Here is a 24,751-nt window from a genome sequence, read left to right as displayed (position 1 = left end):
GGTAGACGATTGATTGTGAGGAGAAAAGGTCACGTTCAGATCCGGCCCGCCCATGAACTAGGCGGGAACCGGCCGGCACCGCGATCGGAACCGCAGCAAGAGTGGTTCAGCGCGACGACCAGCCTTCACACGCAGTCAACTATCAGCACACGTTGGGTTGGTGATTTCCGCCAAGCCCACCGTCGAGTAAGAAGGGCAGGGAAACGATGTCAATCGTTATTGACCTTAAGGATCGGGTAGTGCTCGTCACGGGCGGTGCCCGCGGCGTGGGTGCCGGAATCACTCAGGCTTTCCTTGATGCGGGAGCCGTCGTGGAGATCTGTGGACGCAGCGTCCCCGGGGCCGGAGGAATCCGCCAGCATCCATCGGTGCACTTCACCCAGCTGGATGTGCGCAATGCCGAACAGGTTCAGGAATGGGTAGCTGAGGTCCAAAGCCGTCGTGGCCGCATCGACGTCGCAGTGAACAACGCTGGGGGTTCACCCTTCGGCCGCTTCGAGAAGGGCTCGGCCCGATACCTGCAGGCAATCACGGAGCTGAATTTCCTTTCGGCCGCACACGTGGCCAGCGCAGTGCTGCCGGTGATGATGCGCCAGCCTGAGAAGGGCTCCATCGTGAATATCACCTCCATCAGTGCCCGTCGCCCCAGCCCGGGCACCGCGGTGTACGGCGCGGCCAAGGCCGCCTTGGAAAGCCTGACCGGAAGCCTCGCCGTTGAGTGGGCACCGCACATCCGCGTTAACGCCGTCAGCTGCGGATTGGTCGCCACCGATGGCGCGCTTGAACACTACGGTGACGAGGAAAGCTTTGGCCGAGTAGCGGCAACCATCCCGCGCGGACAGCTTGCTACCCCGGGTGAGATCGGCGCTGCCTGCGTCATGCTCGCCTCTGATCTGGCATCCCACATCACCGGCGCGGTGCTGGATGTGGACGGCGGCGGGGAGTGGCCGGCATTCCTGGCGCACACACCCAACGCCGATGAACTGAAACCACTGGAACTTGAAGTAGAAGGAGCACACTCATGACCGAGGCAGTCATCGTTTCCGCGGCACGTTCGCCGATCGGACGGGCATTTAAGGGCTCCCTGCGTGAAATGCGCGGTGATGATCTTGCGGCACAGATGGTGCGGGCCGCACTTGCCGCGGTACCCGAACTCGATGCCAACACCATCGATGACTTGATGATGGGCTGTGCTCAGCCCGCCGGTGAGCAGGGCTATAACATTGCTCGCATGGTCGCAATGCAGCTCGGGCTCGATTCGGTGCCGGGAACCACGGTGCATCGCTATTGCTCCTCTTCCCTGCAGACCACCCGCATGGCGTTCCATGCGATCAGGGCAGGGGAAGGCGATGTATTCATTTCCGCCGGTGTTGAAACCGTCTCGCGCTTCGGCCAGGGCAAGTCCGACGGCATGCCCGATACCAAGAACCCTGCGTTCTTCGCGGCCATGGACCGCACCAAGGCGCTGAACGAGAATGCCAGCTCCCGCTGGAGCGATCCTCGGCTCAAGGGAGAGTTGTCGGATATCTATATCGCGATGGGGGATACCGCCGAGAACGTTGCACAGCTGCGCGACGTTTCACGCGCGGCACAGGACGAGTGGGCGGTGCGCAGCCACCACAAGGCAGAAGAAGCAGCGGCCCGCGGGTTCTGGGCCAAGGACATTACCCCGGTAACACTTGCCGATGGAACAGTTGTTTCAACAGATGACGGGCCGCGTGCCGGAGTGCAGTTGGAGAAGCTAGCGGGAATGCAGCCGGTGTTCCGCGAGCATGGAACCGTGACAGCGGCGAACTGCTGCCCGTTGAACGATGGTGCGGCGGCACTGGTGATCATGAGTGACACCAAAGCCAACGAATTAGGTCTCAAACCACTGGCCCGCATCGTTTCCACCGGCGTGGCCGCCATGACCCCTGAGCTCATGGGACTGGGCCCTGTGGGGGCGGTCAAGCGTGCCCTGGCCAACGCCAAGATGTCGATCAAGGACATGGACATCATGGAACTCAACGAGGCCTTCGCCGCCCAGGTGCTGCCCTCGATTGATGACATCGGCATCGACCCGGACAAGGTCAACGTCAATGGCGGCGCGATTGCCCTGGGTCATCCGTTCGGCATGACCGGCGCCCGCATGACCACCACCGCGATCCACGCCCTGCAAGAACGCGACGAGCAGTTTGCCGTGGAGACCATGTGCGTGGCGGGCGGCCAGGGCATGGCTCTGGTGCTGGAGCGCTTGAACTAGGCATCTGGCAACAACGAGCGACAGACGAAACGCGCACCGCAGGAATCTGTTCCTGCGGTGCGCGTCGTCTTTGGACGTGAATCGGGTTCCACGCATCGTTGCTTATCCGATGCGCGGCACCCCCGCTGCTCGATCATCTATTGAGCAGACGGTGGCCAGCGCGTCGCAGGAGTGGGCAGGAGCGCCGAAGTAGGTGGCCTGCGGCATATGCAGGGTCGCGGCATTCCAGCTTCTGCGGGCTTATCGCGGTACGGCTTGACCTCAGCAACGTTCCGATGGCCGGGGGCGCAACGGTGGAGAGTCCGGAGCCCGCCGGACAGTAGTGTTGCTGCCTCATCGTGGTCGCACACGTGGCGGAGCCGGGTCGAGAAACTACCTTGGCAGTTTCTCGACCCGGCTCCGCGGCTTGGTGTGTTAACCGACCGGCTGCGGCACCGGAACCTCTCGATTGCGAACTGCGCGGGGGTCGATAACTTCGCGGATCAGAAGCAGCTCCGCGTCGGTGGGCAGGCGGGTTTCCGGTGCGTTGGAGGCATCCAGCGGGAACCCGGTATTGTCCGTGACTTCCTGTGGGTCCACTCCCGGGTGCACCGAAAGAACCTTGACCCGACCGTTCTCGTCGTAGTCGAGCACGGCGAGGTTGGTGATGATCACGCCCAGGTGGTGGTGCTTCAACCCGGCGGCCTTCGCCCGGTCGTTCCCCACGCCCGAAACCATGTCCACCGACTCAACGAACAGACGCGAGCTGTGGCGGGCAATCCAGTAGTCAACACGGTGGTTGGCGGTGTTGCCGGGCGCGCCGCGTACGCCGATGAGCTGGCGCTTGGGCTTCTTCCAATCGCCAATGAGCGAGATGTTCTGGTTTCCGTACTGGTCAATCTGGCTGGCACCCATGATGCTTTGCCGGCGGCCAGTGGCCACGATGTCGAAGATGCGACTAAACGGTGCCCAGCCCTCGATGGTTCCACCGTGGGCCGCGGACTTACCCAATTCCGGCGGCTCACTCATCATGAACGCCTCGCCGTCGCTGAGAATAATGTCCGGTGAGTGGGTGAGTTTGGCCAGACGTGCGCCAATGGTTGGGATGATGCCCACCGCATGGGCCAATAGTTCGCCGGAGTCGCGGTAGATATCCGAGCAAGCGGCAACGCAGATCTCGGCAATGGTGACGTCGTTAGACAAGGGACTTCTCCTGTTCTGCATGGAAACGCTCAACTGCCGCATGGAAGGCATCCTCGTCGCCGGAGAGGAATTCCGCCGTAAAGGCATCCCAAGCGGCCGGATCCTTGGCCGAGGCCACGTAGTGCTTCTGGAAGAGCTCGTCACGACCGTAATCGGGCTCGCAGGTAGTGAAATGTGCACCCTTGGGGGTTTCAATAACCCCGGTGACGTACATGCGGCTGAGCATCAGGGTGTGGAAAGAGCCCTCGTCGAGCAGGTTCTCGGTGGGAACGATCTTTTCGGTGCTGACAAAGGTCCGGGTCGCGGCCATTGCGTACAAGTCATCAAAGTACGGATCCGGGCCCAGGAACTGGATGTTCCCGGCCGTGTCGGAGCGATTGGCGTGGATTAAGGCAACATCCATGGTGATGGCCGGGACGGCCACGTATTCGTCGTCCGAGTATGGGGATTTGATGGTCTTGAGGTGCGGATTCGCGGCAAGCACATCCGATCCGATGCCTGCCAGGGTGGGCAGGAAGGAAAGTCGGTTTGCTGCCGCACGTAGCCCGGTAACAAACATGCCCTCGTCGTATTCCTGCAGTTCAAGCTCGCCGCGTTCGCGGGCCGCGGTGAACAGTGGATCCAGCGGGATGCTATCTAGGGTGACGAAACCATAGATCAACTTGCGCACCTTGCCCGCGGCCACCAATAGCCCGACATCCGGGCCGCCGAGCGAAACCACGGTGAGGTCCTTGACATCACTACGTAGCAGTTCACGAACAATCGCCATGGGCTTGCGCCGCGAACCCCAGCCACCGATGCCGATGGTCATTCCAGACTCAATTGACGCGACCGCGTCACTGAGTTCCATTCGTTTGTCTGGCATGTGATTTCCCTCGTCTCTCCGAAAATAATAAACCTAGCGCTCGCTTGGCTGTAAGGCTAGCATGATCGGAGAAGTTCGGCAGGCCCGTACCAACTATCAGGATTGGCCCTACAGCGCAGTTGCTGGTGCCAACTTTCCGCCCGTATTCACGAAAAAATCTCTGGAGGAAATCACATGGAAACTGACCCGATCATCGACCTGAAAGACAAGGTCATCGTGATCACCGGTGCCGCTGGCGGGCAGGGAGTTTCGCATGCTCGAATGCTCCACGAACTCGGTGCCAAGCTAGTGCTCACCGACCTTGAAACGGCCAATCTGGAAGTGCTTAACCGGACGCTAGGAGGCAACGGCATCGCGCTAGGCCATGATGTCAGCTCGCTTGTCGACTGGATCAAGATCGTTGACGCTGCCATGGAAAACTTTGGCGGCATCGATGTATTGGTTAACAATGCGGGTATCGCTCCGGTGGGCGAGCTTGCCGAAACCAGCGAAGCACAACTACGCAAAACCCTGGATATCAATCTGGTAGGTCCGATTCTTGGCATGCAGACGGTGCTGCCGGCCATGCGCGAACATGGCGGATCGATCATCAACATCGCCTCAACCGCTGCACTAGTTGGTTACTCGGGCAGGGCTCCCTATGTGGCGTCGAAGTGGGGGTTGCGCGGGGTTGGCAAATCGATGGCGCGCGAATATGCAGGGTATGGAATTCGGGTCAACACCATCTGTCCAGGCGCCGTTGACACCGTCATGAGCGATCCAGGTACCCGCGCGGGAGTTGGCATGATCACCCAAAACCCGATTCCACGGGTGGGGCAGCCGCGAGAAATCTCGACGATGGTCGCGTTCTTGGCCAGCGATGCCAGCAGTTACTGCACTGGCCAGGACTTCGTGGTCGATGGTGGCTCGACAGCCTAGCCGGAGCCGGCAGCTGCGGTGTCCGCGGAAACCCCACGGACCTAGGCGAACACCGCACACCGGAACTTCTGCCGACTAGGCCGCGCGAATCCCCACTAAGGTCGCCAAACGCTGCCGGTGGTAGCGTGCCTGACCAAAGAGCTGAGCCGTTGCGTGGGCCCGCTTGAACAGCAGTTGGGCATCATGCTCCCAGGTGATGGCAATGCCACCATGCAACTGCACGCATTCGGAGGCGATGTGGTCAAGCGCATCGGAGCACCACGCTGCGGCAGATGCCGCTCGCTCGGGCAAGTCCGCGGCCCCGGTGCCGGCGGACCAGGAAGCGGCCCAGGCCGCCGTGCGCGAGGTCTCGACCTGCACCAACATGTCTGCCATGCGGTGCTTGAGTGCCTGGAAGGAACCAATCTGTCGGCCGAACTGGACCCGTTGAGTCGAATACTCGACCGTCATGTCCAGACCTCGTCGCGCGGTACCAGCCTGCAGGCAAGCGCGCGCAACCAAGGCAATGTCCCGGATTCTTTCCAGCGTCTCAGCTGCATCCAACAGGAGTGGTCGGGCGGCGATATTTTCGAAATGCAGGGTTGCAAAACTCAGTGTGGTGTCCATGGCCGGGGTGTGGACCCGATCAATGCTCTGGGTATCGAGCACCTCAAATATCCCGATGCCCGCCGGAGTGGAAGCAACAGCCAAGACGGTGTCTGCGTATTGCCCGTCGAGTACCAGGGTTGCGGTTCCATTAAGCGTCCACTGCTCGTGATGCGTTGCGGCGATGTCGCTGCTCGTGGTGCCCCACTGGCCCTGCCGGTTGGCCCATGCCAGCGTCGCGATGCTGCTGCCCTCGGCGATCCCTGGCAGCAGCCGTTCCTTGGCATCGGCATCCCCCGACTCCAGCAGTGTAGCTGTTGCCAGAACCCCGGAGGCCAATAGCGGACTGGGTGCCAGATGGTAGCCCAGCACCTCCAAGGAAAGACCTGTTTCGATCCAGCTGCAGCCCGCGCCGCCGTACTCTTCGGGAATGGCCAGTGAGGCAACTCCGATCTCCTCGGCAAGCAGACGCCAGAGTTCCTTGTCATAGCCAAGCTCCGATGCGGCGCCCTGCCGGACGGCCGCAGAACCGGCGTGGCGACCCAGCACCGCGTGAAGCGTCTTGACCAGTTCGTTTTGTTCGTCGGTTAGTGAAAAATCCATGACGTCCTCACACACTCGGGACTAGTTGGGCAACGGGAGACAGGATGAAGGACGCCACGCGGTTGCGATGATAGCGAGCGGTGCCCCAGGCGCCCAAAAGTGCATGCACGCGGGTAATCCACAGACTCAGATCGTGTTCCTGGGTGTAGCCAATGGCCCCATGAACTTGCAGCGCTATGCGGGCGGCAAGCAGTGCGGCGTCGCCCGCGGCAACCTTGGCGGCCGAGACACTGCGCGGGCCAGTCAGGCTCCCCAGGTCAAGCGCCGCGCCATTGATCAATGGACGGGCAAAGGTCAGTGCCACCCGCACGTCGGCCAGCTGGTGCTTGAGCGCCTGATACTCACCAATGGCGCGGTCGAATTGCCGGCGGATCTTTGCGTACTCGATAGCTTCGTGGAGCAGTCGTTCGCCGGCGCCCAACAAGACCGCGGCACAGCAGAGCGTTGCCCTGTCGATGGCGGTAGCCACCAGTTGCGGATCACGCGTGACTGCGGAATCTGCCGCATGCAACTCGCTGAGCGTGCGGGTCTCATCGATGGAATCCATTGGGTTGCCCGCCCTGGCAGGGCAGATGGAATCCGGGTTCACAATGTAGCTGTGGGTGCTGACTGCGGAATCGAGCGCATAGGTGAGTAGTCCGGGAACTGCGGCGGTGGCGATGACCGAGCCATCCACAAGCCCCGCGCGAATGGTGGGGTCCACCAAGTCGGGGAGCAGCGCCGCGGATTCGAGGTAGGGTCCGGGAACCGCGTGGTAACCCAACCGTTCGAAGGCCACCACGAGATCCACAGGGGTGCCTCCCATGCCGCCCTCGGTCTCATCGACGCATAAACCGAAGAGGCCGAGTTCGGCGAGCTGTGACCAGAGTTCTTGACCGGGAACCAGCTCGCCGACGGCCCAGGTGCGTGCAATTCCGGTGCCGCCGGCGCCCTCGATGACCTGATCAATGGCCTCCGCGAGGGCCCGTTGTTCGTCGCTAATCACGAATTTCATGACGTTTTCCTTCCGTCGCCGCCACGGGGCAGGCCAAGTAGACGTTCTGCGATGATGTTGCGTTGAATTTCGTTGGTTCCCGCATAGATGGGACCGCCAAGGGAGAAGATGTAGTCCTCGATCCAGCGACCGCCGGACACGGCCTCGGGACCACGGAGTTCTGCCTTGGGACCCAACAGGGACAGTGCGGTACCGTGCAGGGCAATGTCCAGCTCAGACCAGAACACCTTGTTCACGCTGCCCTCGGCTCCCACATCGCCGCCGTCTTGCAGGGTGCTGACGGTACCCCAGGTGTATAGGCGGTAGGCCTCGGATTTGATCCACGCGTCCACCACCGCATCCTGCGCATATGGTTCCTGGTCCTGATGGGTGTGCCAGAGTTCAATTAAACGGTCGGTGGCGGCGCAGAAGCGCCCCGGGGAACGTAGTGAAAGCCCGCGCTCATTACCGGCAGTGCTCATGGCTACCCGCCACCCATCACCCGGGTCGCCCAGCACGTCTTCATCGGCAACAAAGACGTCGTCAAAGAAGATTTCGGCGAATCCCGTGGTGCCATCAAGCTGCGCGATAGGACGGATGGTGATGCCATCGGCATCGAGGGGGAAGAGGAAGTAGGTGAGGCCGCGGTGACGCTGTGCCTCGGGGTCCGAACGGAAGAGCCCGAATCCGCGATCTGCCCAAGGGGCACGCGAACTCCAGGTTTTTTGGCCGTTGAGAATCCAACCGCCACGTTCCGCATCGCGTCGTGCGGTGCTTCGGATGGACGCCAGGTCGCTGCCGGAACCGGGTTCGGACCAGGACTGAGCCCAGATGAGTGAACCATCGGTCATGGGGCGCAGGAAACGTTCGCGCTGTGCGTCGGTACCATGCCCAAAGAGGATGGGCGCGAGGAGGGAAATGCCGTTTTGTGCGACGCGTGTTGGCGCCCCCGCACGGTAGTACTCTTCCTCGAAGAGCACCCATTCGATGAGTCCGGCTCCGCGGCCACCGAATTCCTCGGGCCACGAAACCACTGACCAGCCGGCGCGGGCAAGTTCGGCCTCCCATTCGCGGTGGGCGGCAAAGCCCGCGGCGGTATCCATGGAGGGCAGTGGTGTTACCGGAACATGCTCGGTGAGCCAGGCACGAGCCTGCGCGGCAAAGGCAATTTGTTCCTCGGTTAAATCAAGGTTCATGGTGTCGGTGTTCATGATCGTGCGGCCGCCTCACGCATGCTTTTGGCTCCCATTCCGGCCAGCGAATCCTTGCCGACCTCTGCGTTGTGTGCATGGGCCGCGTGGTGCAGCCCAAAAACCGAGTCCATGCCGGCACGCATGCCCTGCAGGTCCTCGGATTGATTGACTGCCTTCTTGGCTAGGGCAAGGCCCAGTCGCGGCATGGCGCCGATGCGCTCTGCCATCTCAAGTGTGGTCTCCTCGAGTTTTTCGGCCGGAACCACATGGTTCACCATGCCCAAGTCGTGGGCGCGCTGTGCGCTAAAACGATCCCCGGTGAAGAGGAATTCCTTGGCGGCCCGCGGGTTCATGACCCAGGGGTGGGCAAAGTATTCGACGCCGGGAATGCCCATGCGTACTACCGGGTCGGAGAAGAAGGCATCTTCGCTGGCGATGATGAAATCGCATGACCACGCCAGCATGAGCCCGCCGGCAATGCAGGCACCCTGAACCATGGCGATCAAGGGTTTGGGGATTTCGCGCCAGCGTCGGCACATCCCCAGATAGACCTCGGATTCCCGGGCAAACCTGGAGTCAACGCCCTCGGTACCCACATGATCCCACCACATCACTGCCTTGCGCTCGAAGCTTTGGTCGGCGTCTCGCTCGGGGGTTCCAATGTCATGTCCGGCGCTGAAATGCTTCCCGTTTCCGGCCAGCACGATTACCTTCACCGCGTCGTCGTTGACTGCCTGGGTGAACGCCGAATCCAGCGCGTAGGTCACCTTCGAATTTTGTGCATTTCGATATTCGGGCCGGTTTAGCCTCACGATCGCCGTGGCTCCGCGCACCTCGTAGGTGACGACGTCTTGAATGTTGTTCTCGCTCATCGCTACGCTCCCTTCCTGCCTGACTTGGTCAACTGAAAAACTTGTCTGAGACTAGACTAACCAAACAAGTGCTTGGTTTGCTAGCATAAGCGGAGTTTGAACATCTGACCAATGGAAATCGAGAGTGAGGGGAAAGCCGTGGATTTGAACTATTCGGTTCAAGACAACGAGTTTCGGCAAGAGATCCGCCAATGGCTCGAATCAAATCTTGTTGGGAATTTTGCGCAGCTGCGCGGCTTGGGCGGGTCGGGCCGAGAGCATGAAGCCTTTGAAGAACGCCTACAATGGAACCGCCACCTCGCGGCACACGGCTGGAGCTGTGTCAGCTGGCCCAAGGAATACGGTGGACGTGGCCTGAGCCTGCAGCAACAGGTCATATTCCATGAGGAATACGCGCGATCCAACGCACCGGCTCGCGTCAACCACCTCGGCGAGGAGCTTCTTGGCCCCACGCTGATTGCGTTTGGCACCCCGGAACAACAGGGCCGTTTCCTGCCCCGCATTATTGCCGTTGAAGATCTCTGGTGTCAGGGATATTCGGAACCCGGTGCCGGTTCGGACCTTGCCGCGGTTGCTACCAAGGCACGGCTGGAAGACGGCAAATGGATCATTGATGGGCAGAAGGTCTGGACGTCGCTGGCGCACACGGCGAACTGGTGCTTTGTCATTGCACGCACCGAAGTGGGGTCAAAAAAGCACCAGGGACTGTCGTACTTGCTGGTCCCGATGGATCAGCAAGGGGTGGAAATCAAGCCGATCCTGCAGCTGACCGGTACCTCCGAATTCAATGAGGTCTTCTTTGACGGTGCCACAACCGACGAAGATCTAGTCGTCGGCGAAGCAGGTGCCGGATGGTCGGTGGCCATGGGAACACTCGGATTTGAACGCGGAGTGTCCACACTTGCCCAACAGATTGCTTTCCAGCGCGAGCTTCAGGTCATCATCGATCTAGCCCGTCGCAATGGTGCCATCAATGACCCGCTTATCCAGGACAAGATCGTCCAAGCCCACATGGGGCTGGATATGCTGCGCATGCACGGACTACGCACACTCAGCGGCGAACAGGGCATCGAAGCCTCAATCACCAAACTGCTGTGGGCGCCATGGCACCGCTCGCTGGGCGAACTGGCCATGGCAGTTGCCGGGGCCGGTGGTCTAACAGTCGCCGAAGCCCCGTACCAGCTCGATGAGCTTCAAGCTCTCTATCTCTTTAGCCGTGCCGACACCCTCTACGGCGGTTCGGATGAAATCCAGCGAAACGTTATTGCCGAGCGTGTGCTCGGCCTACCCAAGGAGGCACGAGTATGACAGTGACACGCATGGCACAACCAGCTCCAGAGTACGTTCAAGCCCATGGCCTGCTTACCGGGCGCCGCGTGGTCATCACCGCCGCGGCAGGGGCTGGGATCGGAGCAGCGGCCGCGCGCCGCTGTCTCGAGGAGGGCGCTGCACTGGTGGTCTTGGGGGACACCCATGCCGGAAGACTCGAAGCATCAGCACTCGAACTAGGGGCAGAATTCGGTGCCGAACGTGTGCGCTTCGCGGTATGCGACGTCACCGTTGAAGCGCAGGTCCAAGCCCTCTTGGACGTCGCAGAAGACGCCGGCGGGGTCGACGTCATGATCAACAATGCCGGGCTCGGGGGTACCGCTTCCATCCTCGAGATGGAAGACGACCAGTGGGATAAGGTCCTGAATGTCACGCTGACCGGGACCTTCCGTTCGGTCCGCGCGGCAAGCCAGCGCATGGTCAGGAACAATACCAAGGGCGTCATCATCAACAACGCGTCTGTCATCGGCTGGCGTGCCCAAGAAGGGCAGGCCCACTACGCTGCGGCGAAGGCGGGTGTCATGGCGCTGACCCGTTCCGCGGCGTTGGACGTTGCTCCACACGGAATCCGCATCAATGCGGTGGCCCCGTCCCTAGCCATGCACCCATTCCTGGCCAAGGTCACCTCCGAGGAACTGCTCGAGCAGCTCACCTCACGTGAAGCATTCGGGCGTGCAGCCGAACCTTGGGAAATTGCCAACGTCATGGTCTTCCTGGCCAGCGACTATTCCTCGTACATGACCGGTGAAGTTGTGCCGGTAAGCAGCCAACAGGCATAAAGGGAGTAAGAAAAGTGAGCGAAGCCTACATTATTGATGCGGTACGTACCCCGGTGGGGCGCCGCGGAGGTTCCCTGGCAGGGATCCACTCCGCAGACCTTGGGGCACACGTGATTTCCGCGCTGATGGAACGCACCGGAATTGACCCGGGTGCGGTTGACGATGTTATTTTTGGCTGCACCGACACCCTTGGTTCGCAAGCGGGTGACATTGCCCGCACCGCGTGGCTAGTTGCTGGCCTACCGGATCATGTTCCGGGAGTAACCATCGACCGTCAGTGTGGTTCCAGCCAGCAGGCGGTGCACTTCGCTGCGCAGGGCGTGATGTCCGGGACTGCAGACTTGATCGTTGTGGGAGGCGTGCAGAACATGTCGGCAATCCCGATCTCAGCCGCCATGATCGCAGGTTCTGCCTTCGGGTTCACCACCCCGTTTGCCGAATCACCGGGCTGGGTGGCACGCTACGGCACCCAAGAAGTCTCGCAGTTCCGCGCCGCGGAAATGATCGCGGAAAAGTGGGATGTTACCCGCGAAACCATGGAACAGTTTGCGCTCGAAAGCCACCAACGTGCCGCAACAGCGGTCGATGAGGGCCGTTTTGATGCGGAAATTGTTCCGCTCAATGGGCTGAAAGCGGATGAAACCATCCGCCGGGGGACCACCCTGGAAAAGATGGCGTCCCTCGATGTGCTTTCCGCCGGCGGACGACTGACCGCCGCGGTAGCCTCGCAGATCTGTGACGGCGCCAGCGCCATGCTGATCGCCTCGCAAAAGGCAGTAGATGAGCACGGACTGAAACCGCGTGCCCGAATTCACCATATCTCGGTGCGTGCCGATGACCCGGTTTGGATGCTCACCGGCCCCATCCGCGCCACCAAGTACGCACTTGAACGTGCCGACATGAGCGTTGACGATATTGACCTTTTTGAATGCAATGAGGCATTCGCGCCGGTGGTCCTAGCCTGGATGCAAGAACTGGGCATCGAACGCGAAAAGGTCAACGTCAACGGTGGCGGCATCGCGCTGGGCCACCCGATCGGTGCCACCGGGACCCGATTAATGACTACCTTGCTCAATGAACTCGAACGCACCGAGGGCCGCTTTGGCCTACAGGTGATGTGCGAGGGCGGCGGACAGGCCAACGTCACCATCATCGAACGGCTCTAAAAAGTGAGTGGAAGGACCGTGGACCTGCTGGGGCGCTTAGGATGCATCGGCAAATCCACGGTCTTTTGCGGATCCGAGTCGAAGTGCGGTCTTATTTTTCGTTGAGAACCTTATCCACTACTCCTGGAGAGAAACCGGACTACCTACGTTGCTGCCGTTGCCAAACGTGTAGTGGTCCATGAGCGCCACACATTCACGGGCTCCATCGCCGAGTACCTGGTCCACGACTTAAGTGATGCGCTTGTCCTTCGTGACGCGGGCTAGCCAGTCGAAAGTTTGCTTGCCTATGGTGACAATGACGGGAAACTGATCGCCAGCTCCGTTCATGCGCATCGTCAGTTCCGTCTGGAAAGTCGCAGCGCAACGCTCGTAATGATCGATACCAACGGACTTGTCGCCCTTGATCTTCACGGCAGGTTTGGAATCAGTCTGCGTGGAGACCCGCCGGAGAGCCACAGTCATGTCGAAAGCTCCGAGGCCTCGAGCCGCAGATCGTGGATCATTGCGATGCTGTTCTCCGCGACGTTATCGCCACGGTGGCCCTTCTTCTGGAAAGTCAGGTCGATCGGTTACTTGTTTGAAGAGCTGTTCATATCCCAAAAATAGCTTTCTGCCTGTGATGACATGCAGGAACCGGCCTTTTGGGGCTCCTGGCTTCCACGCTGGGAACAGTCCATTGCATTTGCGGCCCTTGCCCGGGGCGGCTTTGGCGGGCCACGAGGCAGGCATGGCCAGGCTGTGCGCAGGGCCTGTTGGCGGTGCCTACTCGGTGATCAGGCAGGCGACCCGTGACGATTCCGCACACTGGAACTCGCGACCGAAAGCCGCTCAACTGCTTCATCGATGATGCGCTCAATGAGCTCCTCGCAGCTTGGCAGGTCATCGATGACGCCAACAACTTGGCCCGAGGCCAGCATGCCTGCCCGGGCATCACCATCCACCAGACCCGCCTTGAGCAGCATCGGGGTGTTAGCGGCAAGCATCATCTGACCGATGCTACGTCCGCTGCTGCGCTTCATGCTCAGCCCATCACGGGCGAGCCCAAGCCACGACTGGCCGGAAAGTTCCTTGAACTGCATTGTGCGTCGTGCAGTGCCCAGCAACCTGCCGATCGGCGAACCAGATTCCAGCCCATCGATGAATTCGGTGCGTAGCAATCGGTGCGGCATCCCGTCGGCCTTTGCCGTCACAACGGTGCCGTCTAAACCGAACTCCAGATAGCGGCGCTTGATGTGTTCGGGGACCGCGCTGTCGCTGGTGAGCAGGAAACGAGTGCCCATGCCGATACCTGCAGCGCCGTAGGCCAATGCTGCGGCCAGACCGCGTCCATCGAAGAAGCCGCCGGCGGCGATCACCGGGATATCCACCGCATCAAGCACGGTCGGCAGGAGCAGCGTGGTGGGTGTGGCTCCGGTGTGTCCACCGCCCTCGCCACCCTGAATCATGACCGCGTCGGCACCCCAGGAGGCGACCTTTTCCGCGTGGCGTGGCAGGCCGACCGACGGGATGACCACGGCGTCGTTTTCCTTGAGCTTGTCAATCAGCTCGCGCTTGGGTGCCAGCGCGAAAGATGCCACCTTCACTCCGTACTTGATCAGCAGGTTAACCCGCTCCATGGCGTCCGCGGCATCGGCACGTAGATTTACCCCAAAGGGCTTATCGGTTCGGCTCTTGGTCTCGACAATTGCTTTCTCAAGCTCTTCGTAGGTCATGGTTGCCGAGGCGAGGATGCCCAGGCCTCCGGCCTCGGCGGTGGCCGTGACCAAGCGTGGTCCGGCGACCCAGCCCATGCCGGTCTGCACGACCGGGTGATCGATGCCAACCAGATCGGTCAGCGCCGTGCGAATACGATTCTCGGTGCTCAAGGTCGAACCTCTTTTTCTCTGCGTTGGAGCGGGTCTAGGACCTCGCGGATGAGTTGTAGCTCCCGCGCATCTGGCAGGCGGGTGGAGGGCGCCGAAGCGGGAATATTGAGTTCAAATCCGGTGGATTCGATGATCTCTTCCACGCTGACGCCGGGGTGCATCGAAACCACTGACATGGTGTTTGCGGGTCCACTGAAATCAAAGACGCCAAGGTTGCTCACCACCTGATGCACGTGGTGGAAACGAGCCGCGTGGGTTCCGCCGGCTTCGGCGCGGTTGCGGCCTACGCCGGTGACAAAATCCACGTGCTCCACCATGGACCGTCGGCTGTGCTTAGCTATCCAGTAGCTGGTGGTGTGATTGATGGTATTAGTCGCAGCAGCGCGCGAACCCAGAAGTTGCCGATGTGGCTTGGTGTGCTGACCGATGGCAGAAAAATTATGATTTCCCTCCCTATCGATTTGCGCACCGCCCATCACCACATGGCGTTTGCCGGCGGAAATCAGTTCAAAGAGTTCACTGTAGGGAAGGTAACCGCCCGGAACTCCGACGTCCTCCAGCCCCGGTACATTTTCGTAGATTCTCGATTCGCCGTCACTGAGCATCAGTTCCGGTGCGTGGGTGAGCGCGGCAAGTCGTGCCCCAATGGTGGGAATAATGCCCGCCGGACTGGCCAGAATATTGCGTTGCCCGCGGAATAAGTCGCTACAGGCGGTAACCGCAATTTCCGCGCGAGTTAGTTGGGTTAGCGTCGCTTCAGGCATTGCTGGCCTCCGGGATCCAGTGGTGCTCATCGTTGATATAGCGACCTCGGAATTCTTCCCAAAGGGCGGGGTCGCTGGCCGACCGAGCATATTCACGTTGTATTTCCTCGTTGCGAGGATAATCGGGGAGGCACGTGGTGAAATGTGCGCCGCCCGGTGCTTCGAAGACGTGGCTCACCATGGTGCGGTTCAGCAGCAGGGTGGCCGGGTGGTGGCCCTCGACAAGTTCCCGGGTGCTGACGACCGATTCGGCACTCAGGATGGTGACCGTGGCGGCGCGCGCAAAGAGGTCATCGACGTACGGATCGGGGCCTAGACACTGTCCATTGCCCAGATGATCTGCCCGGTTCAGATGAATCAAGGCCAGGTCCAGCGGCACCGCCGGCATGGCCACGAGGGTTTCGCCGTCCTCATAGGGCGAGGTGATGGTGCGGATCTGTGGGTTGGCGCTCAATACATCCGCGCCGAGTCCGGAGCGCGTGACCTCGAAAGGTAAGCGCCGGCCCGCGGCTCGGAGCCCGGAAACCAGCATGGATTCGTCCAGCTCGGCGGTTTTGATGCTGCCGGCCTGCCTGGCCGCGGCGAAGTGTGGTTCGACGGCAATCGAATCCAGCGTGACAAAACCGTGGATGACCTCCTTGACCTGCCCGGTGGCACACAGCATCCCGACGTCTGGCCCACCGAAGCTAACGATGCGCAGATTACGTGCACCGGAACGAATCAGCGCTGCTACCAAGGCCATGGGTTTGCGTCGTGACCCCCAGCCGCCAATGCCGATGGTCATTCCGTCGCTAAAGAGGCCGTTCAGGGCCGTGGAGTCAATGACTTTGCTGGGCATATTGGCCCTAGGCTCCGGTGGCGACGAATTCGTCGCGCAGTTCATCGGCGACACCGCCGAGATTTAGTTCGAAGGTGAATCCCTGCTCGAAGCGGTAGCTCTTATTGACATCGATCGGGTCGATGCAGTTCAGGGCTTCCTTGGCGGCACGCATGACGCGTGGATCCTTGGAAGCAATCTCGCCGGCGTAGGCGAATGCCGTCTCATCCAGCTTGTCAGCGGAGACGACCTCTGCGACGGAGCCAAGTTCGGCCAGTCGCTGCGCGGAGATGGTACGGCTAGTGAAATACAAGGTGCGCAACATATGTGCGGGAACAAGGCGAGCCAAGTGAGTTGCTGCGCCCAGTGCGCCGCGGTCGACCTCCGGGACGCCGAAGTAGGCGGTATCGCTGGCGATGATGGTGTCGGCGTTGCCCACCAGGCCAACGCCGCCGCCGAGGCAGAATCCGTTGACCGCGGCAATTACCGGGACCGCGCACTCGTAGATTGATTTGAATGCGGCGTAGCAGCCACGATTGGCTCCCAAAATTGCGTCGAAGTCGGTTGTCGACTGCATTTCCTTGATATCCACGCCCGCATTGAAGCCACGCCCTTCGGCGCGCAGGATCACCGCGCGGGTGCTCGGATCCTTACTGGCTTCGTCCAGTGCCGCGCCGATGCCGAACCATCCTGCCACCGGAAGTGCATTAACCGGCGGGTAATCCATGGTGACTACGCGAATTCCGTTGCTGTGCATTGCTGAGTTGATGGCCATTTTTGCTCCTCTTCCTAACGTTTGCTTGTTTGTTACCCTAGCACTTGCTTGGTTCGGGGTACACTGGCAATCCAGAGCAACAAATCCGGAGGAAGGAAAGAATATGACAGGCATTTGTGAGGGACGGGTCGCCATTGTGACCGGCGCCGGCCGTGGGTTGGGACGAGAACATGCATTGGAGCTTGCGCGCCAGGGCGCCAAAGTGGTTGTCAATGACCTCAGTACCACTCTGGACGGTGTTGTTGAGGCATCGAGTCCGGCGCATGAGGTGGTCGAGTTAATCCGCGCCGCTGGTGGCGAAGCAATTGCCAATGGTGCCGATGTTGCAGACTTTGAACAGGCCGGCGCCATGGTGCACCAGGCCATCGAGACCTATGGTCGGCTGGATATCTTGGTGAATAACGCCGGCTTTGTCCGAGACCGCATGCTGGTGAATACCTCCGAAGAAGAATGGGACGCGGTCATCCGCGTTCACCTCAAGGGTCACTTTGCACCATTGCGCCACGCCAGTGAGTACTGGCGCAACGAAGCCAAGGCCGGTCGCACACCCGACGCCCGGGTCATCAACACCTCCTCGGGAGCCGGCCTGCAAGGTAGCGTGGGGCAGGCCAGCTACTCCGCTGCCAAGGCGGGAATCGCGGGGTTGACGCTGGTTGCCGCTCACGAGCTTGCCCGTTATGGGGTGCGTGTTAATGCGATTGCTCCCGCAGCGCGAACCCGGATGACCGAGGGTGCCTTCGCGCAGGCCATGGCAGTGCCCGAGAGCGGGTTTGATGCTATGCACCCGGCAAATGTTTCGCCCATCGTCGCCTGGCTGGCGGGAAGCACTTCCGGCGAGGTCACCGGGCGTGTCATTGAAATCGAGGGTGGAAAGATCTGCATCGAGGAGGGCTGGAATCACGGTCCAGCTCACGATGCTGGAGAACGTTGGGATGCGGTCTCCGCCGGATTGGCCATTGAGGAACTGCTGGCGCGTTCGCTCACCCCGGAACCCGTATACGGCGCGGCTCCGGTCCCGGTGGCAACATCATGAGCGCGGGAACTATGCTGCCCGAGGCAGTGCTTGGCTCCGGTGCCTGGGCCGGGAAACACCTTGGCGAGCGCACCGTAAGCTACACGCAGGACGAGGCAATTCTTTATGCGCTGGCCATTGGTGCCTCGGCCAACGATCTAGAGCTGGTCTTTGAAGACCGGTTACGAGTGCTTCCGTCCTTCGGATTGACCCTGGCCCAGTGGGCCCCCGACGTGATGGCCCAGGCCGGTGCGTTCGACAATCGCTCGGTGCACGGCTCCCAGGAATTGCTTGTGGCCAAGGAACTGCCGCGCTCCGGAGAACTGCGGCTCAACGCACGGGTTGGCGAAGTGTGGGACAAGGGCAGCGCCGCGGTTTTCAACATCATTGTTGAATGTGACTATTTCCAGGCCACCTGGCAGATTTTTGCCCCTGACTTTGGTGGCTTTGGTGGCGAACGCGGCCCCGGTAAATCGGCAGTGCCCAGCGCAGCGCCACGCGGAGTGGCAAGCGTGCAGACCCAACCAAACCAGGCTGCGCTTTATCGCCTGCTCGGGGACAAACACCACATCCATATCGACCCACAGGCTGCCGCACGCATTGGGCAGGAACGCCCGATCCTTCACGGACTGGCTTCGCTGGCAGCAACCACGCTGCCGCTGGCCAGCTTGGTTGGCGCACACCCGGCGGATCTTACCGAGTTTGCGGGCCGCTTCTCCGGGGTAGTTTTCCCCGGGGACGAGATCGAGGTGCGTATTTGGGACGGCGGCAGCTTTGAAGCCGCGGTGGGAGAACGCACGGTGATATCCGAAGGCCTCGCCGTATTTAGCTAACCGCGCGAGGCCGCAAAACATCGCAGCCCGGTAGGGCTTGGACACTGAAAAGTTTAGGAAGGACACAGCGTGAAAATTATCGTATTGATGAAGGAAGTTCCAGATACCTATGGTGAACGCACCCTGGATCTGGAGACCGGTCTGTTGAACCGGTCGGCAAGCGAACCGGTGCTCGACGAAATCACCGAACGCGCGCTTGAAGTCGCCTTGAACCACCGTGAGAACAATGCGGACACCGAGGTCATATTGCTCACCATGGGCCAGGGCGGAACCCTGCCGGCAACCCTGCGTAAGGGCCTTGCCATGGGCGCGGACCGTGCCGTGCACGTGCAGGATCCGGCGCTCTTGGGTGCCGATCTAACCCTTACCGCACAGGTAATTGCGGCAGCCACCCGGCACATTGGATTCGATCTGCTCATCGCCGGCAATGCCTCGACCGATGGTGGCGGCGGAGCCCTGCCCTCAATGCTCACCGAGCTACTTGGCGTAGCAGGACTGGCATCACTGGGTGCCGTGACGATCAATGAACTGACGGCTTCCGGAAGCTGCAACACCGAGTTTGATAGCTACGAGGCGAGCATTGACCTGCCCGGTGTAATCTCGGTGACCGAAGCCCTACCCGATGCACGATTCCCTAACTTCAAGGGCATCATGGCAGCCAAGAAGAAGCCGTTTGAGACCCTCAACCTGGCCCAGCTTGGCATCGTCCTTGACGAAGAATCCGCCAGATCCATCGTGATTTCAGCGGCGCAACGTCCGGCTCGCAACGCCGGCATTCGCATTGAAGATGCCGGGGACGCTGGAAACCAAATCGCAGAATTCCTTGCCCAGAACCAACTCATCAAAGGACGCGCAGCATGAACGGCTACCCAGCGAATTCAATTCTTGTGCTCGTCGATGTTTCCCCGTCGGGCCAGCTCCGTTCCGGCGCTGCAGAGCTCATCGGCGCCGCAGCATCGGTGGGCACCGCCGTGGCATTGGTGCTCGCCCCGGCGGGCAATACCGAACGCCTCGGAACCGAACTTGCCGCCCTCGGCGCCTCGCAGGTATTGGTCGTCGATACCGATGAGCTTGCAAGCTCAGTGGTGGTACCCGCCGTTGATGCGTTGGCTGCTGCTGCCTCCAGAGTGGCTCCCGACGCGGTACTCACGGCAAACTCCATGCGCGGACGCGACGCAGCGGCCCGCTTCGCGGCACGAAGCGGTTCGGCCCTGGCCCTCGATGCGGTAGGCATCGCGCGGGACGAAGAGGGCGTCTTTGCCCATCATTCGGTCTACGGCGGCGCCTATCTAGTGGACTCCGCAGCCAGCAGCGGCGCGTTGGTCATTACCTTGCGCCAAGGCTCTTCGGATCTGCGGACCGCCGCGCAGCCCTCGAATGTTCAGCAGTTTCCGGTTGTGGCATCCGGAACCCCGGACGCAACAATTACCGCTTACCGGGAAACCGCTGCGGCCTCTTCACGCCCGGAGCTGCGCGGCGCCGACATCGTTGTCTCCGGTGGCCGAGGCCTTGGCTCGGGAGAGAACTTCTCGATGGTCGAGGGACTCGCCGACGCTCTGGGCGGCGCCATCGGTGCATCACGCGCCGCCGTTGATGCCGGATACGTCCCGCAGGCCATGCAGGTGGGTCAGACCGGTGTCACCGTTGCCCCGCAGCTCTACATTGCTTTAGGCATTTCCGGGGCCATCCAGCACCGTGCTGGCATGCAGACCTCTAAGACAATCATCGCGATCAACAAGGACCCGGACGCGCCAATCTTTGAAATCGCCGACTTCGGCGTGGTTGGTGACATCTTTACCGTGGTGCCCCAGCTGGTCGCCGCAATCGAAGCAAAGCGAGGCTAAACCAAATGGCCAGACAGGGACTCCCACGTACTTCGAGCGCCGGCGCTGCAGGCTCCGAGACCCCGGCCGCTCAACAGCTTCCGTCGCAAGAACCGATACCAATTCCGGCACCGGCCGCCGCGCCGAGGCGGCGTGGCTTGCCACGACCAACCGAGAACGGATCCGCCACGGACGAAGGCTCGGAGCCGGCACGTAGCGTGGAAACCGAATCCGGCAAAACATCGACCCCGGAGCCGCCGCAAACCGGACGCCGAGGGCTGCCACGTGTCACCGGAGACACCACTGGAACAAGCCAGCACAACAATGCCGCTGAGGTTTTGGCACCCGCTGGTGAGGTGGCTGGCACCGCTGCGCCGGTGACCGTCGTGCCTCGGGCGAAGGCAACGAGCGGCACGAAGAATCCGGTAAGTCCTAGTGCACCGACACGCGAGATCGGGGCGTTTGAAGAGATGCGGAACAGCAGGAGCGGGCGTGCAGCTTTGTGGGCCATTGCTTTGCTGGTACTGCTTGCCGTCGTGGTGTTCACTGCACGCTGGTTGATGACTACCGAATCGATACAGAGTTTTGTGGCACGGTATCCAGGGGAGACCGAATTGCCGCTCGAAGCGCCGGTGGGACTCCCTGCATGGCTTGCTTGGCAACACTTCTTCAACATTTTCCTCATGGTTCTAATCATTCGTTCGGGCTGGCAGGTCCGCACGCAACGTCGTCCACCGGCAACCTGGACGGCTCGATGGGGCAAAAATCCCACGAAAATTGGTATCACCCTCTGGCTACACCAGTCCCTGGATATCCTATGGCTGGTCAATGGGGCGTTTTTTGTGGTGCTACTGATTGCCACGGGGCAATGGATGCGGGTCGTTCCGACAAGCTGGGAAGTCTTCCCCAACGCGCTCTCGGCAGTATTGCAGTATTCCTCGCTGGATTGGCCCACCGAGAATGGATGGGTTAACTACAACAGCCTGCAGGTCCTTGCCTACTTCGCCACAATCTTTATCGCTGCTCCGCTGGCAGCGCTTACCGGATTTAGGATGTCCAATGCTTGGCCAAACAAAGCCCAGAGGTTGAGCAAGTGCTATCCGATTGAGGTCGCACGTGCCATCCACCTGCCGGTGATGTTTTACTTCGTTGGATTCATCATCGTGCACGTGGCGCTGGTGCTTTCAACCGGGGCGCTGCGCAACTTGAACCACATGTATGGCGGTCAGGATGCGGTTAACTGGTACGGATTTTGGATTTTCTTTGTCTCGCTGTTAGTCATTGTGGGTGGCTGGTTTGCGGCACGACCGTTGATTCTTGCGCCCATCGCTTCGCTTTTTGGCAAGGTTAGCCGCTAGAAAGTAAGTGGAGTTTAAACTGCTCACCGAAGTCCGCGGACTCCATGGAAATTCATGGAATTCCGCGGACTTCGGCATTTGTGCATCGCTCGGTTTTGCAGTGCCTTTCCTGACCGGAACCGTGTGTCTTGGAACCCCGCGGGGTTGATGCGCGAACATACTTCGTGACGAAACCTTCCCGGCCTAAGGTTAGGCTGGGCAAGGAGCCGGTATCCGGCCAGAAAGATACGGGTGATCTCAATTGCAGCGCAAAACGGACCGCAAGAATCTGCAGGGTGAAGAAACCCGGGTTCGAATCCTAGAAGAAACCATGCGGTTGGTCATTAACCATGGCTATGCGGGAACGACGTTAGCCATGGTGCGTAGAGCCACCGGTGTGTCAGCAAGTTCCATCTATTGGCACTTCGCCAACAAGGAAAGCTTAATCGCCGCGGCTCTGGAGCATACCTACCGGATACAAGCTTCACGATTGCCTAATTGGCTTGACACGCCTCCGAGCACGGTGCGCCGAGACGACTTGTATGCGGAGTTGATTCGTTCCCCTGCAGCGGGGGCAAACATGGAATATTGGCGTGTGGGATTGCAACTTGCCGTTTCCCGCCCCCAAGAACCAATCCTCGCACGGGACCGGTTTTTGCAAATTCGGCGCGAAAGCGTCGAATGGTTAGCCCAGTGGTGGGAGCGTACCTGGCCCGCGGACATGGAACAAAAGGACCTTGCCTCGACCTTATTAGGCCAGTTCACCGTTGGAATCAGGGAATCCGAAGTGCTTAACCTCGATGGCTTGAGACGCTTAGAAGCCGAACCGCTGAACAAGCTAATTGCGGCGTGTCTTGATGAGATCGCTCGTCGTGTTGTTGAAATTGCAGCAGAAAGGCCACTGGAAGAACTGCCCGCGTCCGAGCCGCAAGCATTCGTGATGACCCCGGACGGAAGCCGGGAAGTATTTGTTCGGGCAACTAAAGACGTCATCATGGAACTTGGCTACGACGGCGTCACGATTGCTCGGGTCTGTGAAAAAGCTGGGTTGCCGGCAAGCTCCTTGTATTGGTTCTTCAAAGACAAGGATGAGCTGATCGCTACGGTGATCGAGAACTCTTGCCAGAGGTGGGCCCTGACCCGCCAGCTATCTCACCCACGTCCGGCCGACGGCGACTGGTCTGTCCTCACTCGCGGTTATATCCTGTCGTCGCTGAATGGAAGTTCCGGTGGTGGCGTATTGGCGCTGGGATTACTACTGCTGTTGCAGCGATCGGATCAGGTTTACGCGGGACGTCAAGAACTTAAACTCGTGATTCAAGATGCCTACGAAATGACGATGTCGTGGTTCCAAAAGATGTTTGCACCCATGCTGGAAGAGCCCGAACATGCGGATCTAGCTAAGTACTTTACCGAGTGTTTTTTCCGGCTGTTGGAAAGTAGCCTGCTGAATAAACAGATTGAGGAGCGTATCTGGGACCCGGCACTGCTTGCGGATCTGATCAGCACCGCGTTGTACCGGGTAGCTCGTCAGGTTCAGGATGGAACCATCGTCCTGGACTTGACGAGCCGATAATTATTCGGTGATTAGCCGCGAGCTGCCGGGGCGACGCTTATGGCTGTTGCCGTGAGCATCAACTGGTCTGCCCACGCGGTGATCTGCTGCGCGGTGACCGAGCTTGGCAAATGGGTAATACGTAGCACCAATCGAACCTGGCCCACCGAATCCCAAACGGGAGCCAATAGCGAGTCAACCTCGTAGAGTTCTCCGTCCAACAGCGTAATTGGAGCGTAACTGCTCGAGGTTCGCGAAATAACCTCGCGGATATGGCGTTCCTGCGCGGGGGTGTAATGGCCCGAGGAATATTCGCGAAGTGCGGCGAAGACCTCTTCATCCTGGTAGTCACTCTTCATGGTCACCGACCAGCCGCGCTTGCGTACCGCCCGTAGTCGTTCGCGGTATTCATGCGGGGAACATTCATCGTTTGGCAACGCCCGATCTAGCCACTTCTGAATAGCTGCCTGGTCCTCCCAAGCGAGGCATAGCTCACCCATGGGAGGCATCAGCGGAATGCGTTCCCCGAGCCGTGCCTCGGCATCCCAGGACGAACCGGTCCCAGCAACCATGACGGCCATCTGATCGTTGACCACCGCCATGGCCGTGCATTCGGCATCTAGGGACTTGGCAAGCCAGTCCATTTCGACCCGGCCCTGCTCTGCTAGTCGCACCCCGGCAATAAGGTCCGTTTCAAAGGGGGCATGCAATGACATCGGTGCAAACTGACCATAACCGCCTTGGAAGAACAGTAGCGGTGCCACGGGACGGCATACCTGGAGTTCTCGTACCGCGCCAACGACAATGTGGTGGTCTCCGGCGTCTGAGATCGATTCGAAGGTGCAGTCGATGAAGGCTACAACACCCTCGAGTACCGGGGCACCGGAAGGGGATGGTGTCCAAGTTACCGAGTCAAATTTGTTCTCGGCGCGACCGGAGAAACGGCGGCAAATATCTTCTTGGTCTCCTGCCAGTACGTTGACGCAGAAGGACTTTGCCGTGCGCAGCCGTTTGAAGGTCTGGGAATTAACCGTTGGCAGGAAACCCACCAATGGCGGAGCGAGTGAGACCGAGGTAAAAGATCCCACGATCATGCCAACGGGCTCACCATCAGCGGCAATACCAGTAATGAGAACAATTCCGGTGGGGAAATGTCCTAGAACATTGCGGAAAGCCATCGGATCCTCAATTGTCGGGCGTGTGTCCCCCAAACTGACTGCGTTCATTGTCTTTCCTTTCAGACGGTGCTGCCGGCATGCCGGG

General features: G+C 60.3%; 24 protein-coding genes. 12 read left to right on the top strand and 12 right to left on the bottom strand.

All coding sequences use genetic code 11. From position 1 onward, the window contains the following. The first annotated feature begins 206 nt into the window (after nucleotides 1-206). On the top strand, nucleotides 207-1,025 hold the full coding sequence (locus tag KUF55_RS17860) for an SDR family oxidoreductase (RefSeq protein WP_218817530.1): 819 nt from the start codon (nucleotides 207-209) through the stop codon (nucleotides 1,023-1,025). Beyond that, nucleotides 1,022-2,242, top strand: a complete 1,221-nt coding sequence (locus KUF55_RS17855) for an acetyl-CoA C-acetyltransferase (RefSeq protein ID WP_218817529.1) — start codon at nucleotides 1,022-1,024, stop codon at nucleotides 2,240-2,242. Before KUF55_RS17860 ends, KUF55_RS17855 begins: the two co-directional genes overlap by 4 nt. Nucleotides 2,243-2,656: 414 nt before the next feature. Here KUF55_RS17855 and KUF55_RS17850 read toward each other — a convergent pair whose 3' ends face one another. Both KUF55_RS17850 and KUF55_RS17845 read right to left on the bottom strand, forming a co-directional pair. After that, a complete protein-coding gene (locus KUF55_RS17850) occupies nucleotides 2,657-3,424 on the bottom strand; it encodes a CoA-transferase subunit beta (RefSeq protein WP_218817528.1) in 768 nt (255 codons plus the stop codon). Beyond that, the gene (locus tag KUF55_RS17845) at nucleotides 3,417-4,289 is read right to left on the bottom strand and encodes a CoA transferase subunit A (RefSeq protein ID WP_218817527.1); all 873 of its coding nucleotides are present in this window, start codon (nucleotides 4,287-4,289) and stop codon (nucleotides 3,417-3,419) included. Before KUF55_RS17845 ends, KUF55_RS17850 begins: the two co-directional genes overlap by 8 nt. Before the next feature lie 174 nt (nucleotides 4,290-4,463). Here KUF55_RS17845 and KUF55_RS17840 point away from each other — a divergent pair, with 174 nt between their 5' ends. Then, on the top strand, nucleotides 4,464-5,207 hold the full coding sequence (locus KUF55_RS17840) for an SDR family NAD(P)-dependent oxidoreductase (protein WP_218817526.1): 744 nt from the start codon (nucleotides 4,464-4,466) through the stop codon (nucleotides 5,205-5,207). Nucleotides 5,208-5,282: 75 nt separating this feature from the next. Here KUF55_RS17840 and KUF55_RS17835 read toward each other — a convergent pair whose 3' ends face one another. From KUF55_RS17835 to KUF55_RS17820, 4 genes are read right to left on the bottom strand one after another with little or no spacing between them, the layout of a single operon-like run. Next, the gene (locus tag KUF55_RS17835; protein WP_218817525.1) at nucleotides 5,283-6,395 is read right to left on the bottom strand and encodes an acyl-CoA dehydrogenase family protein; all 1,113 of its coding nucleotides are present in this window, start codon (nucleotides 6,393-6,395) and stop codon (nucleotides 5,283-5,285) included. Nucleotides 6,396-6,402: 7 nt separating this feature from the next. Next, nucleotides 6,403-7,389, bottom strand: coding sequence for an acyl-CoA dehydrogenase family protein (locus KUF55_RS17830; RefSeq protein WP_218817524.1), 987 nt, complete (start codon nucleotides 7,387-7,389; stop codon nucleotides 6,403-6,405). Then, nucleotides 7,386-8,579, bottom strand: a complete 1,194-nt coding sequence (locus KUF55_RS17825; protein WP_218817523.1) for an acyl-CoA dehydrogenase family protein — start codon at nucleotides 8,577-8,579, stop codon at nucleotides 7,386-7,388. The genes KUF55_RS17830 and KUF55_RS17825 overlap by 4 nt, the downstream gene beginning before the upstream one ends. Next, entirely contained in the window at nucleotides 8,576-9,433 is an 858-nt protein-coding gene (locus KUF55_RS17820; protein WP_218817522.1) for an enoyl-CoA hydratase, read from the bottom strand. The genes KUF55_RS17825 and KUF55_RS17820 overlap by 4 nt, the downstream gene beginning before the upstream one ends. A gap of 111 nt (nucleotides 9,434-9,544) precedes the next feature. Between KUF55_RS17820 and KUF55_RS17815 the strand changes: the two genes are divergently transcribed. Genes KUF55_RS17815 through KUF55_RS17805 form a run of 3 tightly spaced genes read left to right on the top strand, consistent with a single transcriptional unit; the run spans nucleotide 9,545 to nucleotide 12,707 of the window. Continuing rightward, nucleotides 9,545-10,741 (top strand): acyl-CoA dehydrogenase family protein, encoded by a 1,197-nt coding sequence (locus KUF55_RS17815; RefSeq protein ID WP_218817521.1) that lies wholly within the window; start codon nucleotides 9,545-9,547, stop codon nucleotides 10,739-10,741. Further along, the gene (locus KUF55_RS17810) at nucleotides 10,738-11,541 is read left to right on the top strand and encodes an SDR family oxidoreductase (protein ID WP_218817520.1); all 804 of its coding nucleotides are present in this window, start codon (nucleotides 10,738-10,740) and stop codon (nucleotides 11,539-11,541) included. The genes KUF55_RS17815 and KUF55_RS17810 overlap by 4 nt, the downstream gene beginning before the upstream one ends. Before the next feature lie 14 nt (nucleotides 11,542-11,555). Beyond that, nucleotides 11,556-12,707 carry an acetyl-CoA C-acetyltransferase gene (locus tag KUF55_RS17805; protein WP_218817519.1) on the top strand — a complete coding sequence of 384 codons (1,152 nt, stop codon included), beginning with the start codon at nucleotides 11,556-11,558 and terminating at the stop codon, nucleotides 12,705-12,707. A gap of 228 nt (nucleotides 12,708-12,935) precedes the next feature. Here KUF55_RS17805 and KUF55_RS17800 read toward each other — a convergent pair whose 3' ends face one another. From KUF55_RS17800 to KUF55_RS17780, 5 genes are all read right to left on the bottom strand, one after another. Then, nucleotides 12,936-13,169 carry a hypothetical protein gene (locus KUF55_RS17800; protein ID WP_218817518.1) on the bottom strand — a complete coding sequence of 78 codons (234 nt, stop codon included), beginning with the start codon at nucleotides 13,167-13,169 and terminating at the stop codon, nucleotides 12,936-12,938. A 311-nt stretch (nucleotides 13,170-13,480) separates the two neighbouring features. Further along, nucleotides 13,481-14,572 carry a nitronate monooxygenase family protein gene (locus tag KUF55_RS17795; protein WP_218817517.1) on the bottom strand — a complete coding sequence of 364 codons (1,092 nt, stop codon included), beginning with the start codon at nucleotides 14,570-14,572 and terminating at the stop codon, nucleotides 13,481-13,483. After that, nucleotides 14,569-15,336 carry a CoA-transferase subunit beta gene (locus tag KUF55_RS17790; RefSeq protein ID WP_218817516.1) on the bottom strand — a complete coding sequence of 256 codons (768 nt, stop codon included), beginning with the start codon at nucleotides 15,334-15,336 and terminating at the stop codon, nucleotides 14,569-14,571. Before KUF55_RS17790 ends, KUF55_RS17795 begins: the two co-directional genes overlap by 4 nt. Next, entirely contained in the window at nucleotides 15,329-16,174 is an 846-nt protein-coding gene (locus KUF55_RS17785) for a CoA transferase subunit A (protein ID WP_218817515.1), read from the bottom strand. Before KUF55_RS17785 ends, KUF55_RS17790 begins: the two co-directional genes overlap by 8 nt. A 7-nt stretch (nucleotides 16,175-16,181) precedes the next feature. Next, entirely contained in the window at nucleotides 16,182-16,928 is a 747-nt protein-coding gene (locus KUF55_RS17780; protein WP_218817514.1) for an enoyl-CoA hydratase family protein, read from the bottom strand. A gap of 103 nt (nucleotides 16,929-17,031) precedes the next feature. On the opposite strand from KUF55_RS17780, the gene KUF55_RS17775 reads away from it, so the two are divergent. The 6 genes from KUF55_RS17775 to KUF55_RS17750 all read left to right on the top strand — a co-directional run bounded on the left by KUF55_RS17775 (nucleotide 17,032) and on the right by KUF55_RS17750 (nucleotide 23,509). Next, nucleotides 17,032-17,961, top strand: coding sequence for an SDR family oxidoreductase (locus KUF55_RS17775; protein ID WP_218817513.1), 930 nt, complete (start codon nucleotides 17,032-17,034; stop codon nucleotides 17,959-17,961). Beyond that, nucleotides 17,958-18,773, top strand: a complete 816-nt coding sequence (locus KUF55_RS17770) for a MaoC/PaaZ C-terminal domain-containing protein (protein ID WP_218817512.1) — start codon at nucleotides 17,958-17,960, stop codon at nucleotides 18,771-18,773. Before KUF55_RS17775 ends, KUF55_RS17770 begins: the two co-directional genes overlap by 4 nt. A 69-nt stretch (nucleotides 18,774-18,842) precedes the next feature. Continuing rightward, nucleotides 18,843-19,634, top strand: coding sequence for an electron transfer flavoprotein subunit beta/FixA family protein (locus tag KUF55_RS17765; protein ID WP_218817511.1), 792 nt, complete (start codon nucleotides 18,843-18,845; stop codon nucleotides 19,632-19,634). Then, nucleotides 19,631-20,617 carry an electron transfer flavoprotein subunit alpha/FixB family protein gene (locus KUF55_RS17760; protein WP_218817510.1) on the top strand — a complete coding sequence of 329 codons (987 nt, stop codon included), beginning with the start codon at nucleotides 19,631-19,633 and terminating at the stop codon, nucleotides 20,615-20,617. Before KUF55_RS17765 ends, KUF55_RS17760 begins: the two co-directional genes overlap by 4 nt. Nucleotides 20,618-20,754: 137 nt before the next feature. Beyond that, entirely contained in the window at nucleotides 20,755-21,954 is a 1,200-nt protein-coding gene (locus tag KUF55_RS17755) for a cytochrome b/b6 domain-containing protein (protein WP_370630927.1), read from the top strand. A gap of 241 nt (nucleotides 21,955-22,195) precedes the next feature. Further along, entirely contained in the window at nucleotides 22,196-23,509 is a 1,314-nt protein-coding gene (locus KUF55_RS17750; RefSeq protein ID WP_218817509.1) for a TetR/AcrR family transcriptional regulator, read from the top strand. Between the two features lie 11 nt (nucleotides 23,510-23,520). Here the strand turns inward: KUF55_RS17750 and KUF55_RS17745 are convergent, their stop codons facing one another. Continuing rightward, the gene (locus KUF55_RS17745; protein WP_218817508.1) at nucleotides 23,521-24,714 is read right to left on the bottom strand and encodes a flavin reductase; all 1,194 of its coding nucleotides are present in this window, start codon (nucleotides 24,712-24,714) and stop codon (nucleotides 23,521-23,523) included. Between the last annotated feature and the right edge of the window lie 37 nt (nucleotides 24,715-24,751).

It is taken from the genome of Paeniglutamicibacter sp. Y32M11, assembly GCF_019285735.1.
Classification (GTDB): domain Bacteria; phylum Actinomycetota; class Actinomycetes; order Actinomycetales; family Micrococcaceae; genus Paeniglutamicibacter.
The sequence above is the reverse complement of the archived record's forward strand: the minus strand, read 5'-3'. Positions and strand labels throughout refer to the sequence as shown.

What these genes read in the sequence shown, in the direction of transcription:
- KUF55_RS17820 (WP_218817522.1), bottom strand. Translation starts at nt 9,433, where the DNA reads ATGAGCGAGAACAACATTCAAGACGTCGTCACCTACGAGGTGCGCGGA.
- KUF55_RS17815 (WP_218817521.1), top strand. Translation starts at nt 9,545, where the DNA reads ATGGAAATCGAGAGTGAGGGGAAAGCCGTGGATTTGAACTATTCGGTT.
- KUF55_RS17760 (WP_218817510.1), top strand. Translation starts at nt 19,631, where the DNA reads ATGAACGGCTACCCAGCGAATTCAATTCTTGTGCTCGTCGATGTTTCC.
- KUF55_RS17800 (WP_218817518.1), bottom strand. Translation starts at nt 13,169, where the DNA reads ATGACTGTGGCTCTCCGGCGGGTCTCCACGCAGACTGATTCCAAACCT.
- KUF55_RS17810 (WP_218817520.1), top strand. Translation starts at nt 10,738, where the DNA reads ATGACAGTGACACGCATGGCACAACCAGCTCCAGAGTACGTTCAAGCC.
- KUF55_RS17860 (WP_218817530.1), top strand. Translation starts at nt 207, where the DNA reads ATGTCAATCGTTATTGACCTTAAGGATCGGGTAGTGCTCGTCACGGGC.
- KUF55_RS17775 (WP_218817513.1), top strand. Translation starts at nt 17,032, where the DNA reads ATGACAGGCATTTGTGAGGGACGGGTCGCCATTGTGACCGGCGCCGGC.
- KUF55_RS17855 (WP_218817529.1), top strand. Translation starts at nt 1,022, where the DNA reads ATGACCGAGGCAGTCATCGTTTCCGCGGCACGTTCGCCGATCGGACGG.
- KUF55_RS17840 (WP_218817526.1), top strand. Translation starts at nt 4,464, where the DNA reads ATGGAAACTGACCCGATCATCGACCTGAAAGACAAGGTCATCGTGATC.
- KUF55_RS17830 (WP_218817524.1), bottom strand. Translation starts at nt 7,389, where the DNA reads ATGAAATTCGTGATTAGCGACGAACAACGGGCCCTCGCGGAGGCCATT.
- KUF55_RS17770 (WP_218817512.1), top strand. Translation starts at nt 17,958, where the DNA reads ATGAGCGCGGGAACTATGCTGCCCGAGGCAGTGCTTGGCTCCGGTGCC.
- KUF55_RS17780 (WP_218817514.1), bottom strand. Translation starts at nt 16,928, where the DNA reads ATGGCCATCAACTCAGCAATGCACAGCAACGGAATTCGCGTAGTCACC.
- KUF55_RS17745 (WP_218817508.1), bottom strand. Translation starts at nt 24,714, where the DNA reads ATGAACGCAGTCAGTTTGGGGGACACACGCCCGACAATTGAGGATCCG.
- KUF55_RS17835 (WP_218817525.1), bottom strand. Translation starts at nt 6,395, where the DNA reads ATGGATTTTTCACTAACCGACGAACAAAACGAACTGGTCAAGACGCTT.
- KUF55_RS17845 (WP_218817527.1), bottom strand. Translation starts at nt 4,289, where the DNA reads ATGCCAGACAAACGAATGGAACTCAGTGACGCGGTCGCGTCAATTGAG.
- KUF55_RS17790 (WP_218817516.1), bottom strand. Translation starts at nt 15,336, where the DNA reads ATGCCTGAAGCGACGCTAACCCAACTAACTCGCGCGGAAATTGCGGTT.
- KUF55_RS17785 (WP_218817515.1), bottom strand. Translation starts at nt 16,174, where the DNA reads ATGCCCAGCAAAGTCATTGACTCCACGGCCCTGAACGGCCTCTTTAGC.
- KUF55_RS17825 (WP_218817523.1), bottom strand. Translation starts at nt 8,579, where the DNA reads ATGAACACCGACACCATGAACCTTGATTTAACCGAGGAACAAATTGCC.